We start from the raw sequence: 13519 nt of genomic DNA, 5'->3' as shown, positions 1-13519 counted from the left end.
TCAGACCGGCGCCCACGTCGAGATCAGGGCCGCCATGCCGCAGCAGGCGGTGCAGACACCAAGCCAGTAGCAGATCATCTTGCGTTCGCGTCGCGTGACGGCGACGGGGTAAGACACGTGCTGGGCGGACATGGTCGGGGTGTGGATGTGCATGATGGGCTCCGGGGGGCAGGCCGGAGCATCGGCGTGCCGGATGCCTGTCGCGATGGCCCGCTGTCGGGGCATCGCAAGAGGCGGTCGCTGGGTGCGTGGGCCTGGACTTAGGCGTCCGACTTCTCGGGCGATGCCGAGACGCCGGTCAGGTCGCGCCCGGCCAGTTGCAGCGTGGCGGAGGCATTCGCGGGCTGGTCGAAGCGTGCGCCCTGGGTGTACGGGTCGCGCGGAGAATCGACACGGGCACCATCGGTGTAGGGGTCGCGCGGCGAGTCGACGCGGGCACCGTCGGTGTACGGGTCACGCGGCGAGCTGACGCTGGCGTGGGCCACGGAGGCGAGGCCGCCGAGGCTGCCCAGCACGAGCAGGGCGGTTGCGGAAACGATGCGTTGGGTGCGTGTGGTCATGGGAATCTCTCCATCAGTGAGGGTGCAGCTTTGGGTTTCCTGGCGGCTGCCGCGCATTGCTGGCTGCCTGGAATCAAGCTTAGAGACTCACGCCCCGAAAATCATTTGTACATCCGTCGCCGCCGATAGCGCATTCGTTGCGGGACCTCATCCTTAGGTTTAACTCGCCGCAACCCCGGCCACGACGGCCTGCGTGAGCAGGACGTCGGCGAGGATCATCGCGTCGGCATTGCGCGCACGCGGACGCTGCGGGCGGGGCTTGTAGATGGCATCGCCGGGCTCGATCTGGCGTCCGCTCATCGCGCAGAAGCCCGCCACGCGCGCGAAGGCCGTGCCCCATTGCTGCTCGCCGTAGCGGCAGTGGGTGGCATCGTTCCACGACAGCACAGCGGTGTGCGAATCGGGCATGTCGATGATGCGGATCAGCACGCCGGCCAGATCCTGGCGACCGCAGCGCTGGTAGGACACGGGGCTGCCGGCCGGTTGGTCGGACTGCGCAAACAGCAGCCCGAGTGCCTGCTGCCAGGGGTCGGGGCGGTTGCGCGTGGGCGCAACCTGGTCTGTCACGAGGTTGTCTGCAAGCATGATGGGGCTCCGGGTTGAGGGCGACGGCTGCTCAGGCAGCCTTGCGCTCCAGGCTGCGTTTTACGCGCCAGTTGTAGGGGGTCTCGCCCACAAAGCGCTTGAACACGGTGGTGAAGTGAGATTGCGAGCGGAAGCCGCAATGCATGGCGACGTCGAGAATCGACTGGCCGCTGGCGCTCAGCAGCGACTGCGCATGTTCCACGCGCCGCCGCAGCAGGTATTCGTGCGGCCGCAGGCCGGTGGCGCGGCGGAACTGCGCCGCGAAGTGCATGCGGGTAAGGCCGGTGCTCTGCGCGATATCGGCCAGACCAATCGCTTCGGACAAATGCGCGTCGATGTAGTCCGTGGCACGGCGCAGGCGCCACGGCGGCAGCGGCGCCAGGCTGCCGCCCGGGGCCTCCGTCGCACCGGCCTGGAAATGCCGCGCCACGAGGCGCGAGACGATGGCCAGGCTCACGCTCTCGACGAAGATGCGGCTCGCGCCGGCGTCTTGCACCTGGGTCATCGCCAGGGCCTGGCCGAGCCGTTCGAGCGCCGGATCCTGCAGCAGCTTGGGCGAGTCGAGCACGATGTCGCCGGCATGGGGGCGATCGAACAGGTCGGCGTGGCATTCGGCCAGCACCGCCTGCGTGGCGTAGAGGTGGAGCACGTCGGCGGGCGCCTGGAAGGTGGCGCGCACCGGTACGCCCGGCGCGGTCACCTGCACGGCCCCGGCGGTGACCCGCCCATCCACCAGCGGCCGGCCCGCATGCACGAACGCCAGCGTGGTGCAGCGCAGGTTCATGGCGATGCAGTGGTGGGCGTCGGCGCCGGGATGGGAAACCTGGAACGGTTCGCTGGGCTCGAGCGTCCAGCGCGAGACCGGGATCTGGGCGCCCGTGTCGTGGGAAGGTGCGCGCCACTGCTGCTCGGCGCCGATGAGTCCTGGTGGCGCGGGTAGGCGGGCGGTACTGACCGGGAAGAGCGAAGCGTGATGCATGACGGCCCCTTTGAACTGAACGTTGAAGCGGTTCTGGGCCGCTAGACCCAGCATGGCTTCAAGGTATATCAGGCAAAGAAGGCCGAATAGCCCTACAAACGGTTGCGCACGGTGTCAAATGGTTTGCGCAACTCATACCTTGGTTTAGTCGGCGGGGGGCCGGCCACCAAGGGAAATGGGCTTCCGAAGAAGCAAAACGGGCTTCCGAGGAAGCCCGTCGCCCGCTAGATATTACGCGGTCTCATAAGGATATGCGTTCAGGCGCTGACGGGCGCGCCGCCCGCCGCCGATTCCTTGGCGAACAGGCTCTTGGACGTCGCCACATGACCGGCCAGCACCGGCCGCAGCACCACGATGGCCAGGAAGGCCGCCGTCAGGTCCATGCCGGCCACGGTGTAGAGCACCGTGGACCACGTGCCGGTGGCCTCCATCATCAGGTTGCCGATCGGCACGAACAGCGCGCCAATCCCCTTCGCCGTGTAGAGCACGCCGTAGATCTTGCCGATGTGCTTGGTGCCGAAGGCGTCGCCGGCCAGTGCCGAGAACAGCGAGTAGACCTCGCCCCAGGCCAGGAACACCACGGCGGACAGGATCAGGAACGCGTACGGGTTGCTGCCGAAGTACCCCAGCGCGATGATCCCGATGCCCTCCAGCGTGAAGGCGATCACCATCGTCTTCTCCCGGCCGATATGGTCCGAGATCCACCCGAACATTGGCCGCGAGATGCCGTTCATGATGCGGTCCAGCATCAGCGCCAGCGGCAGGGCCGCCATCACGAAGAAGTGGAGATCGACCTTGAAGTCCTTGACGCCGAGGTCCTTGGCGATGACGCCAAGCTGGGCCACGGCCATCATGCCCCCCGTCACGACCAGGATGAACATGATGAACATCAGCCAGAACAGCCTGGTGCTCATGGCCTCCTTGAGCGTGTAGTCACGCGTGGCCTGGGCCAGTTTGTTCGACGCCCGGGTTTCCTGGCTACGCGGCGAACGCAGGAACCACGCGGCAACAAACGCGATGGAGCCTTGCAGCACGCCGAAGAAGAAGAACGTGTCCTGGAAGCCGGACGTCTCGATCATCGCCGCGATCGGCAGGATCGTGGCCGCCGAGCCCGCGCCGTAGCCGCCGGCGGTCAGGCCAACCGCCAGCCCGCGCCGGTCCGGGAACCATTTCAGGGCATTGTTGATACAGGTGGCATAGATCGACCCGACGCCAATCCCGCCCACCGCCGCGCCGAAGTAGAAGCCCGCCAGCGTGGTGGCCTGCGAGTTGATGATCCAGGCCGCGCCGATGAACAGTGCGCCGAACGCCACCATCAGGCGCGGGCCGAACTTGTCGATGAAGTAGCCCTCGATCGGCGCGAGCCAGGTCTGGACCAGCACGAACAACGTGAACGCCACCTGGATCTGCGCGCGCGGCCAGCCGTAGGTCTGCTGGATTTCCGGCACGAACAGCGTCCAGGCGTACTGGATGTTGGCCGTGGCGACCATACAGACGACGCCGAAGGCCAGCTGGATCCAGCGGGTCCGTTCCGATGCCTGCTGGTTCGGGGTGAGTGCGGCGGAGGATGGACTAGTCATGGCGCGCTCCCTGGGTGGTTTGTTGTGGCATGTTTTGTCTCCTGTTTCCTGGATGCGATGTGCGCTCGCGAAAAGGAATAAATCGTATGCCGGCCCATTTATCGATTGGGCGGTCAAATACAAAGTATGTGATATACCAGCGCAGCGCAAGATAAAGACGCAGCAGGGTTTTCACCAAATACAGTGATTATCGGAATCAATGCGGCTGGCTCAGATGAGGGACGAATCAATAATGGCAAAAAAAAATGCCCGCAGGCGTCCCGGCGGGCGGAGGCACGTTGCGTGACACCAGTCCGCAGCATGTAGTCGCAGTTATACGCACAAAATAAAGGGCGCGTACGTGGTTTTCCGCCAAATGACAAAAATGTAATGGAGATAATCCAGGCAGGGCGATGGATTAAATCGCAAATTGACGCGATGCGGAAAAATGAAAATACGTGGGAATAAGCGACGGGACGTCGCGCGGGAATAAATGCGGCCAGTCCGATTGATGGATTATCAGCGGGGACGAATCAGATTAACTCATGAATCCGCGCGGCAACGCGCGGCGGGGGCGAGGAAACCTCAACCCCAGTGCCGCACCCGCCCGGTATCCACGTGCACGAAGTTGTCGCGCGTGTAGAGGCCCACGCCGCCGCCGCCCAGGGACACCGCCGCGTCGCGCAGGTCCGCCAGCGGCACGCCGGGCAGGCGGATGTCGATGGCCATGCCATCCATATGCAGGCTGCGCCGGGCCACGCCACCGCCCCGGGTCTTGCGCAGGCGCTCATTGGTGACCGGGCTGCGGTAGCCGGAAATCACCTCGTACGCCTGCTCGGCGCCCAGCACCCCGCGCAGGTCGGAGAGCAGCCCGAACAGCTTCGGGTCGATGTTGCCCACGTCGCCCGAGTAGTGGTCGCGCAGGAAGCGGTTCAGCGCCTGCTGGGCGTCCGGCAGCACCTGATCACCCATCGCGTAGACCAGCGAGATCTGCTCGCCGGTATGCGTATGCGAGAACGACAGCGCCCGCGCGCCCGGCACGCTGGCCAGCGCCAGACGCGGTACCGACAGCGCTGACAGACCCGCAGCTAAGGCCACACCGCCGGATTGGCGGAGGAAACGGCGACGGGCTGGCGTGTTGTGGGAATACGTCATGGCGATGGCGGCGAAGGGGGCGATGCGCGAAATCGGCGGTTAGGAAGGACGCGCCGGACTGGCGGCAGCATCGGTCGTGGGGCTTTGCCGCCGCACGGCACGCTGCTGTAGCGCCTGATCGAGCACTTTGTCCTGCCCGTAAATGTCAGCGAGGAAGTATACCCGGCCATCGGCCCGCGCAATCGCCGTGCCGTAGGCCAGCACCACTGGCAACGGCGCCTGCAGTGACACCGTGTTCGAGCTGCCCTTGGTCATGGCCTGACGGATGCGCGCCTCGGTCCAGTCCGGCTTGTCCTGCAGGACGAACTTGGCGAGTTCGACCGGCGCCTCCACCCGGATGCAGCCATGGCTGAAGTCGCGCCGGTCGCGCTGGAACAGCTGCGGCGAGGGCGTGTGATGGAGGTAGATGTTCTGGTTGTTCGGAAACACGAACTTGATGTCGCCCAGCGCGTTCAGCGGCCCAGGCCGCTGGCGGATGCGCATCTTGCCGGCCAGCACCGCGCTCAGGTTGGCCTCGTTCAGCGTCGGCACGGCCGTCGTGCCGGACACGAACTCGAAGCCCTGCCGCGTGAAATAGCCCGGATCGCGCCGGAAGTGCGGCACCAGTTCGGCCCGCGCGATGGAGGGCGGCACGTTCCAGTAGGGACTGAACTCGATGTAGCGCATGTCCTCCTCGAACAGCGGCGTGCGCGTGTCCAGCGCCTTGCCGACGATGACCTTCATCTCCAGCCGGATGTCGAGCTTGCCGTCGCGATAGTCATAGGCGCGCAGCACGAATTCCGGCACGTTGACCACGATCATGCGCGGGCTGTCGGCCAGCGGGGTCCAGCGCAGCCGCTCCATGGTCAGCGCGATCTGCCTGACGCGTGCCGACGGGGGCGTATTCAGCTGGGCCAGCGTGCCCTTGCCGATCACCCCATCGGCGGTCATCCCATGACGGGACTGGAAGGTCTTCACGGCCTCCACCAGCGCGCCCTTGTAGCCGTCCGGTGCGGGCGTGCCAGCCGGCAGGTCGCCCAGCGCCGCCAGCCGTTGGGCCAGTTGGGGCAGGGCGCTGTAGGGCTGCCCCGGCGTCAGCTTGCCGCCGGGCGGCGCGGGCAGCGGTGCATTCCACAGCGGCTCGGCGGCCAGCGCGCGATAGCGGGCCAGCGCCGTGCGCAGCGTGCCATAGAGCGGGAACGCCGGCGGCGCTTCGCGAATCGCATCGGGCAGCCGGTTGGCGGCCAAGGCGGCGCGCAGGGTGGCGTCCGGGTCGAACGGCTTTTCCTTCGAGACATCGAAGCCCGCATGCACCTTGCGCGGATCGACGCGCCCCCGGTGCAGATCGGACAGATAGTGTTGCATCGACTGGGTCAACGCCCCGTCGATACGCTCCACGGCTTCCGGCGCCAGCGCGGGTCCGGCAGCGGCCTGCGTGACGATGCGGCCCAGCGACTCGGCATCGTAGTCCTGGGCTTCTAGCCCATCGGCGCCCGCATCGCTCAGTGCCGTCACGGCCTGCCGCGCGGCCTGCGTCGGCTTGCCATCGACAAACCAGAGCGGCTCCGCCCACGCACTGGCCGCGCCGCAGAGCAGCCACGCCACGCAGGTCGCGGCAAGGCGGTAGCGGGCACGGGAGGGGGAAGGGGCGGGCGGTATCGGCGGCGTTACGGCAAATGTCATCGTCATTGGCATGGGCGAGTGCATTGCGGGAACGGGGTATCGTACCCGATCGCCATGCGACGGTCGCTCACCCGGACGGCAATCTCCTCGTCGTGCGTGACCAGCATCAGTGCCGCGCCGGTGTCCGCGCAGGCTTCGAGGATCAGCGCCAGGGTGTCCTGCTGCGTTACCGGGTCCAGCCGCGAGGTGGGTTCGTCGGCGAACAGGAAGGCGGGCGTCAGCAGTAGCGCACGCAGCAGCGCAACGCGCTGGAGTTCGCCGCCAGACACCGCACCCGGCCGGCGCGCGAGCAGGTTCGGCGCCAGTTTCAGCCGCTTGAGCAGCGGCGCGATGCGCGCCCGGTCGATCCGGTGCAGCGCGGCCAGATCCTCCAGCGCGCGGCCAATGCTGGTATGCGGGGCGAACGCGCCGGCCGGGTCCTGATAAAGTGTTTGATAGCGCACTTTTGCGATCCCATCCGGCCGATGTACCGTGCCGCCGTCCGGTGCGACCAGCCCGAGCAGCACGTTGCCGAGGGTCGATTTGCCGCTGCCGCTGGGCCCGGTGACCGCCAGTCGCTCGCCGGCGTGCAGGGTCAGGTCGAGGGAACGGAACAAGGTCCGGTCGCCGAATTGCTTGGTCACGCCGCACGCGCGCAGGATGTCATCGCCACCGGGCGACGGGGCGGTCAGCGGCGGCCAGTTCGCTGGCTCGGCGGCCACCAGCGCGCGCGTATAGGCATGCCCGGGCGCACCGAGGACCGCCGCGGCGTCTCCCCGTTCGACCAGCTTGCCGTCGAGCATGACCGCCACATCGCCGCCCAGCGCACGGGCCACGGCGATGTCGTGCGTGATCGTCAGCAGCGCGCACCCTTCGCCGAGCGCCGCCTGCAGCCGGGCCACCAGTTCATCGCGCCAGACGCGGTCGAGGCCTTTGGTGGGCTCATCGACAATCAGCACCGGCGCGCCGCCCGCCCGAGTGATGGCGAAGGCCACCCGCTGCGCCATGCCGCCGGACAGCGTCGTCGGCCACGCCTGCGCCGCGTGCGCCATGCCCAGCCCGTGCAGGTCGTGCAAGGCCCGGCGCCACGCCTGCGCGTTGCCGATCCCGGCCAGCGCATGTGTCTCCGCCAGTTGCCGGCCCACCCGCATGGTTGGATCGAGCGCGAACCACGGCTCCTGCGGCAACAGCGCCAGTTGTCGGCCCCACATCGCCCGCCGCGTGGCGGGGTCGGCGGCGTCGCAGCGGCGGCCATCGACCGTGAGGGTGCCGCCCGCGCGCAGGCCGCGCGGCAGCGTGCCCATCAGCGCATGCGCCAGCAGGCTCTTGCCGGAGCCGCTTTCGCCGAGCAGCGTCAGGGCGCGTCCGGCCTCCAGCGTGAACGACACCGGCGCAAGCAGCTGGCCGTCGGCGCTGTCCACGGTCAGCGCATCCACGGCCAGCAGGGGATGGGTGTCGATGCGGGTCATGCGTCGGCCTCCGCCGGCGCGCCGGTCGATACCAGCACCAGCCCCAGGATGGCGATCCCGAGCAGCAGGATCGGCCAGGCGATGATCCACGGCGCCTCCGCCGCATAAGGGAGCAACTCGGTCATCATCAGCCCCAGTTCAGCCGCCGGCGGCTGCGCGCCCAGGCCGACAAAGCCCATCGCCGCCAGCGCCAGCACCGCCGCGCCGGCGCCAAAACTCATCAGCGTGGCCAGCAGCGGCGCCAGCTCGGGCAGCAGATGCCGCCGCACGATATAGCCGGGACCGAAGCCGAGCAGCCGCGCCGCTTCCACATGATGGCTGGCCAGTACCACGCGCGCCGTGGCCCGCGTCACGCGGTAGTACTCGACCCACAGCACCAGCGACAGGCCGACATAGAGCGGCCAGTAGTCGCCCGGCGCGAACGCGCTCAGCAACAACACCAGCAGCAGGCCCGGCAGCGCCAGCACCGCGTCCGCCACGGCGCCGGTCAGGCGCTCGGTCCAGCCGCCGCGCCACGCGGCCAGCAGGCCGAGCAGCGTGCCCGGCACGGCGGCAGAGGCCACGCTCAGCAGCGCCAGCCCGAGCGAGAGCCGCGCCGCGCTCGCCAGCCGCGCCAGCATGCTGCGGCCCAGATGGTCGGTGCCGAGCGGCTCGGCCAGTTGCGGCACTTGGAGAATGCCGTAGAGGTTCTGCTCGAACGGGGCGCGCGGCGCCAGCCAGGGGCCGACGATGGCGAACAGCGCCAGCATCAGCAGCAGGGCGGCGCCGGCTTTGCGGCGGGGATGCCAGGTCATCGGCCCCTCCCGATGCGCACGCGCGGATCGATCGCCGCGCAGGCCAGATCCACCAGCGTATTGAGCGCCACGAACAGCAGCCCCATGACCAGCGCCGTGCCCTGGATCATCGGCACGTCCCGCCCGAAGATCGCGTGAACCAGCGCATGGCCGATGCCGGGCCATGCGAACAGCGTCTCGATCACCACCACGCCCTCCACCAGAAAGACCAGTTGCACGCCGAGGTAGGCCACCAGCGGCACGGCGGCATTACGCACGCCGTGGCGCAGCAGCGCGGCCCGGTCAGAGAGCCCCTTGGTGCGCGCGAACAGGAAATACGGCGAGGCGGTCACCGTGGCCATCGCATCACGTGCCACGCGCATCGCCGTGGCGGCGAGGCCCAGCCCCAGCGTGAGCGCCGGAGCGATCAGCGAGCCGTGCGCGGCATCGCCGCCGGCTGGAATCAGGCCGAGTTGGACCGCCAGCACGGCCACCAGCACGATGCCGAGCACGAACGGCGGCAGCGCGCGCAGCAGCACGGACAGCCACAGCGTCAGCCGGTCCAGCCGGCCAGCGGGCCGCAGACCTGCCGCGAAGCCGAGCGGCACGGCGATGGCGCACGACACCGCCAGCGCCGCCAGCGCCAGCGACAGCGTATGGCCCAGTTGATGGGCGATTTCGGCGGCCACAGGCGCGCCCGTCACCGCCGAGACGCCCAGGTCCATCCGCAGCAGGTGCCCCCACCACGCCACGAGGCTCTCGAACCACGGCAGGCCGAGTCCCAGCTCCATGCGCACCGCTTCGGCGGCCTGCGCGGTGACCATGTCGTAGCCATAGCGGCCGGCGGCGATCCGGAACGCCATGTCGCCGGGCAACAGCCGCATCATCAGGAAGCTCACCGTGCCGACCAGCGCAGCCACCACGAGCGCCTGCACGCCACGCTGGAGCACGATGCGGCCAAGCTGGCGCGTGGTGTCGCGCCGGAGGGTGGCGGTAGGCACGGCCACCGGGTCGGCGCCGGGCAACGCGGCGCGGGTCAGGTTTTCCATTGCAGTTGCGTCAGCCGGTAGGAACGTTCGAAGGGATCGATGGACACCCCAGCCAGCCGGGGGCTGGCCGCCAGCGTCTGGCGATACCAGACCACGGGGATCAGCGGCATCGCGTCGTGCAGCGTGTCCGCCACCTGCCGACGCAGCGCCTCGGCGCGCGGGCCTTCCGGCGTGGACGGCAACGCGGCCAGCGCGGCCGTCACCGCCGGCGAAGACCAGCGCATCGGCCCCCAGTCCCCGCCCTGGACCGCGAAGTCCTGCGCCACCGCACCGAAGGCGTCCGGCACCACGCCGAAGTTGCGCGCCAGCAGGCCCACTTCGAGCGTGCCGTCGCGATGCCCGAACGGAATGTCGCTCGAATTGCCCACCGCTACGCGCACCGTCACGCCCACCTGCCGCCACTGCTCCTGGATGGCGGCGGCGATGACCGGCAGCTCGGGCCGGTCCGGGAAGGTGCGCAGCGTCAGCGCGAGCCGATCCGGGCCGCGCTGCAGGACGCCGTCGGCATCGGGCCGGAAGCCGGCCTCAGCCAGCAGGCCGCACGCGGCGGCAGGGTCGTAGGCCAGCGCAGGGAGTCGCGGATCGTGCCAGCCGGGCAGGGCGGGCGGGAACAACTGGCCTGCCGCCAGCGAAGGATCACGCAGGATGGCACTGGCGATGCCGCGCCGGTCCAGCGCCAGTGCCAGCGCGCGGCGCACTCGCGCATCGGCCAGCAGGGGATGGCTGGCATTGAGCTTCAGCAGCGTGGTGCGGGGAACGGTCACGGCATGCACGGCCACGGCGCGGCCACGCTGGAGCCGTGCGATGCTGCCCGGGTCGAGCCCATAGGCCAGCTGGGCTTGTCCGGCCTCGGCCATCAGCGCGCGCATCTCGGCGCGGCCCACTGACAGATACTCGGCCCGCGTCACGGCTGGCCGGGCGCCGTGCCATCCGTCGAACGCTTCCACGGCGAAGTGCTGCGGCGGCGCGAGTTCGGTCACGCGGTACGGGCCCGATCCGATGATCGCGCGCACCGTGCCGTCGGCGCCGAACGAGGCCGGCGCCAGCACCTGCGTGCTGCTATGGGAGAGCAGGGCTAGCAGGGGGGCGAAGGGGCGCGCGAGCCGGATGCTTACCGCACCGGTTTCGGCATCGATCCCCGCGATGGGCGCCGCACCCAGCACCCCGGCGGCATGGCGGGCGCGTCCGAGGGCAGCGACCACATCGGCGGCCATCACCGGCGTGCCGTCATGGAAACGCGCGCCCGGCCGCAGTGCGAAGCGCCATTGCAGGCCGTCTGGCGACATCTGCCAGCCGGCCGCCAGCCCCGGTACCGGCACGCCGGCCGGGGCGTAGTCGACCAGCGTCTCGGTGACCTGCATGCGCGAGAACAGGTAGCCGTTGCGCAGCGGATCGAGGCTGGACAGCTCCCACGGCCCGATCACGCGCAAGGTCGGCCGCGGCTGCGCGAACACGGCTTTCCCAGCGCCCACCGTCGACACAATCGGTGCCGCCAACGCAGCCTTCAGCAGCCGCCTGCGCTTCCCAATGTTCCCCATGGCGTCAGTAGCTGAGCCGCAGGCCCAGCCGCACCGTGCGGCCCGCGCCCGGCAGCACCCAGACGCTGCTGTAGGAACTGGCGTACCAGGTCTTGTCGAACAGGTTGTCCACGTTCAGCGTCACGCGCACGGTCTTGCTGTACTGCCAGTAGGCCAACAGGTCTGCCAGCGTGTAGGCGGGCAGCGAGAAGCTGTTCTGCGCATCGCCTGACCGTTTGCCGACGTAGCGCACGCCGCCGCCCACGCCGTAGCGCTGGCCGATGGGCGCAGCGTCCTCGTAGACCGCCATCAGGCTGCCGCTGGTGCGCGGGATGTTGAGCAGCGGCGTGCCGACGGGCAGCGTGCTGTCCTCGGTGATCTCGGCGTCGGTATAGGCCAGGTTGCCGCTCAGGCGCCAGTGCTTGCCGAGCTGCCCGGCCACGTCCAGTTCCACGCCCCGGCTGCGCGCCTCGCCGGCGGCCACCGAATAGGACGGATCGACCGGGTTCGCGGTCAGCACGTTGCGCTTGCGGATCTCGTACACCGCCAGCGTGCCGCCGATGCGGCGGTCGTCGCTGTCCACCTTCACGCCGGCCTCCACGGCGCGGCCGTGCTCGGGCGAGAACGCGTTGCCTGCGGCGTCGCTGCCGGCGTTGGGCCGGAACGAGCGGCTGGCGTTGGCGAACAGCGACACGTTGTGGCTGGCCAGATAGGTCAGCCCCACGCGCGGCGACACCGCCGTCTGGTGCTGGCTCGTCTCCGTGCCGCGCAGCCGGTTGTCGAGCGACTGGTTGAACGTATCGAAACGCACGCCCGCCAGCAGCCGCCAGCGCTCGCCCAGCCGCAACTGGTCCTGCGCATAGAGGCCGAGGCTGGTCTGGCGCTCGTAGGTGTCGGTGTTGGGGGCCAGCGCGGGCGGCGTCTGGCCGTACACGGGCTGATAGATGTCGATGGCGTAGGGCGCGGCGGCGCTGGGGTTGCGCCGCAGCTGCACCTGCGTATTGGCGAAGCGGTAGGTGTCGATGCCGACGATCACCTCGTGCCCGACTGGTCCGGTGGTGAACTTGCCGGTCACATCGGCCTGCAGCGACACATCGTCGGACTGATAGTCCCGATAGCGCCGCTGCCGCGTCAGCGTACGGTTGTCCGCCTGCAGCGCGCTCGCCTCGGTCGAATAGCCTTCCAGGCTGCCGCCGCGATAGGCCACGGCCAGCCGGCCCTTCCAGTCGGGCGAGAACTGGTGCTCCACACTCAACTGGTGCGACTGGCTGTCCAGCCGCATCGCGCCGTCATTGGGCTCGCCCAGGAAGCGCGAGCGCGGCACCGCGCCGAGCCGTCCCTGCACCGCCACCACGCCACGGTCCAGCGGCGTGGTGAAGCGCTGGAATTCGCCCGCGTACTGGACGATGGTGTCGGCGCCGAGCATCCACGTCAGGGACGGCGCCACCAGATAGCGCTGGCTGTCGATGAAGTCCCGCGTGCTGCCCTGGTGGTCGGCCACGGCCACCAGCCGGCCTGCCAGCGTCTCGGTAATCGGCCCGGTGAGGTCGGCGGCGGCGCGGTAGCCGTCGCGGCTGCCCACCTCGAGATCGTAGGTCTGGCCGGGCTGGAAGCGCGGCTGCTTGGTGACGATGTTGAGGCTGCCGCCGGGCTCGCCGCTGCCATAGAGCGACGAGGTCGGCCCCTTCAGCACCTCCACGCGCTCGATGGTGGCGGCATCGCGCGGGGCGGTGAAGCCCCGGTTTGCCGTGAAGCCGTTGACCAGATAGGCCGCGCCGGTGTTCTCGTTGCCGGAGAAGCCGCGGATCGCGTAGTTGTCCCACAGCCCGCCGAAGCTGTTCTGGCGCGCCACGCCGCTCGCGTAGTCGAAGGTCTGGTCCAGCCGCGTGGCGCCGATATCGTCCAGCAGCGCGCGCGGCAGCACCCGCACGGACTGCGGCACCTCGCGCAGCGGGGTCTCGGTCCGCGTGGCACCGCTGGCCAGCGCCGGCGCGTAGGCGTCGTCCGCCTGGCTGACCACGGATACCTCGGGCAGGAGCGGGGCGTCGTCGGCCTCGGCGGCAGTGGCGGCCATGGCGGTGGTCGTGACAAGCGCGGCGTAGCGCAGCCGGTGGCGGCGAGCGGAAAAATAACGAGTTCGCATCGGAAAAGATGGTCGGCGAGGGAAAAGGGACAACTTCCTTTTTGCAACAGGGTTGCATTATAGGGAAATTTGCGACGGATACGCCACCA

General features: G+C 69.1%; 12 protein-coding genes. All 12 read right to left on the bottom strand.

All coding sequences use genetic code 11. The features are described 5' to 3' along the window. The 12 genes from AC1DFU_RS13305 to AC1DFU_RS13250 all read right to left on the bottom strand — a co-directional run bounded on the left by AC1DFU_RS13305 (position 1) and on the right by AC1DFU_RS13250 (position 13430). The gene (locus AC1DFU_RS13305; protein WP_177219953.1) at positions 1–153 is read right to left on the bottom strand and encodes a hypothetical protein; all 153 of its coding nucleotides are present in this window, start codon (positions 151–153) and stop codon (positions 1–3) included. 107 nt (positions 154–260) lie between these two features. Next, positions 261–560 carry a hypothetical protein gene (locus tag AC1DFU_RS13300; protein WP_441593209.1) on the bottom strand — a complete coding sequence of 100 codons (300 nt, stop codon included), beginning with the start codon at positions 558–560 and terminating at the stop codon, positions 261–263. Positions 561–719: 159 nt separating this feature from the next. Beyond that, complete coding sequence (locus AC1DFU_RS13295) at positions 720–1145, bottom strand: DUF3331 domain-containing protein (protein WP_092296528.1); 426 nt, start codon at positions 1143–1145, stop codon at positions 720–722. 31 nt (positions 1146–1176) lie between these two features. After that, positions 1177–2124: a helix-turn-helix transcriptional regulator gene (locus AC1DFU_RS13290; protein ID WP_092296846.1), complete on the bottom strand. Its 948-nt coding sequence runs from the start codon at positions 2122–2124 to the stop codon at positions 1177–1179. Between the two features lie 257 nt (positions 2125–2381). Beyond that, a complete protein-coding gene (gene oxlT, locus AC1DFU_RS13285; protein ID WP_441593207.1) occupies positions 2382–3704 on the bottom strand; it encodes an oxalate/formate MFS antiporter in 1323 nt (440 codons plus the stop codon). Positions 3705–4268: 564 nt separating this feature from the next. After that, on the bottom strand, positions 4269–4838 hold the full coding sequence (locus tag AC1DFU_RS13280; protein ID WP_441593205.1) for a YcbK family protein: 570 nt from the start codon (positions 4836–4838) through the stop codon (positions 4269–4271). A 39-nt stretch (positions 4839–4877) separates the two neighbouring features. Beyond that, positions 4878–6500, bottom strand: coding sequence for a L,D-transpeptidase family protein (locus AC1DFU_RS13275; RefSeq protein WP_441593203.1), 1623 nt, complete (start codon positions 6498–6500; stop codon positions 4878–4880). Positions 6501–6502: 2 nt separating this feature from the next. Beyond that, on the bottom strand, positions 6503–7948 hold the full coding sequence (locus tag AC1DFU_RS13270) for an ABC transporter ATP-binding protein (protein ID WP_441593201.1): 1446 nt from the start codon (positions 7946–7948) through the stop codon (positions 6503–6505). Beyond that, positions 7945–8742 (bottom strand): ABC transporter permease, encoded by a 798-nt coding sequence (locus AC1DFU_RS13265; RefSeq protein ID WP_092296516.1) that lies wholly within the window; start codon positions 8740–8742, stop codon positions 7945–7947. Before AC1DFU_RS13265 ends, AC1DFU_RS13270 begins: the two co-directional genes overlap by 4 nt. Next, positions 8739–9770, bottom strand: a complete 1032-nt coding sequence (locus AC1DFU_RS13260) for an ABC transporter permease (protein WP_255370880.1) — start codon at positions 9768–9770, stop codon at positions 8739–8741. Before AC1DFU_RS13260 ends, AC1DFU_RS13265 begins: the two co-directional genes overlap by 4 nt. Next, positions 9758–11224, bottom strand: a complete 1467-nt coding sequence (locus AC1DFU_RS13255) for an ABC transporter substrate-binding protein (RefSeq protein WP_441593198.1) — start codon at positions 11222–11224, stop codon at positions 9758–9760. Before AC1DFU_RS13255 ends, AC1DFU_RS13260 begins: the two co-directional genes overlap by 13 nt. An 88-nt stretch (positions 11225–11312) precedes the next feature. Next, complete coding sequence (locus tag AC1DFU_RS13250; protein ID WP_092296510.1) at positions 11313–13430, bottom strand: TonB-dependent siderophore receptor; 2118 nt, start codon at positions 13428–13430, stop codon at positions 11313–11315. Between the last annotated feature and the right edge of the window lie 89 nt (positions 13431–13519).

The organism is Cupriavidus sp. 10L45, from assembly GCF_056395225.1.
The sequence above is the reverse complement of the archived record's forward strand: the minus strand, read 5'-3'. Positions and strand labels throughout refer to the sequence as shown.

What these genes read in the sequence shown, in the direction of transcription:
- AC1DFU_RS13290 (WP_092296846.1), bottom strand. Translation starts at nt 2,124, where the DNA reads ATGCATCACGCTTCGCTCTTCCCGGTCAGTACCGCCCGCCTACCCGCG.
- AC1DFU_RS13305 (WP_177219953.1), bottom strand. Translation starts at nt 153, where the DNA reads ATGCACATCCACACCCCGACCATGTCCGCCCAGCACGTGTCTTACCCC.
- AC1DFU_RS13250 (WP_092296510.1), bottom strand. Translation starts at nt 13,430, where the DNA reads ATGCGAACTCGTTATTTTTCCGCTCGCCGCCACCGGCTGCGCTACGCC.
- AC1DFU_RS13270 (WP_441593201.1), bottom strand. Translation starts at nt 7,948, where the DNA reads ATGACCCGCATCGACACCCATCCCCTGCTGGCCGTGGATGCGCTGACC.
- AC1DFU_RS13295 (WP_092296528.1), bottom strand. Translation starts at nt 1,145, where the DNA reads ATGCTTGCAGACAACCTCGTGACAGACCAGGTTGCGCCCACGCGCAAC.
- AC1DFU_RS13260 (WP_255370880.1), bottom strand. Translation starts at nt 9,770, where the DNA reads ATGGAAAACCTGACCCGCGCCGCGTTGCCCGGCGCCGACCCGGTGGCC.
- AC1DFU_RS13275 (WP_441593203.1), bottom strand. Translation starts at nt 6,500, where the DNA reads ATGACATTTGCCGTAACGCCGCCGATACCGCCCGCCCCTTCCCCCTCC.
- AC1DFU_RS13300 (WP_441593209.1), bottom strand. Translation starts at nt 560, where the DNA reads ATGACCACACGCACCCAACGCATCGTTTCCGCAACCGCCCTGCTCGTG.
- AC1DFU_RS13280 (WP_441593205.1), bottom strand. Translation starts at nt 4,838, where the DNA reads ATGACGTATTCCCACAACACGCCAGCCCGTCGCCGTTTCCTCCGCCAA.
- AC1DFU_RS13265 (WP_092296516.1), bottom strand. Translation starts at nt 8,742, where the DNA reads ATGACCTGGCATCCCCGCCGCAAAGCCGGCGCCGCCCTGCTGCTGATG.
- oxlT (WP_441593207.1), bottom strand. Translation starts at nt 3,704, where the DNA reads ATGACTAGTCCATCCTCCGCCGCACTCACCCCGAACCAGCAGGCATCG.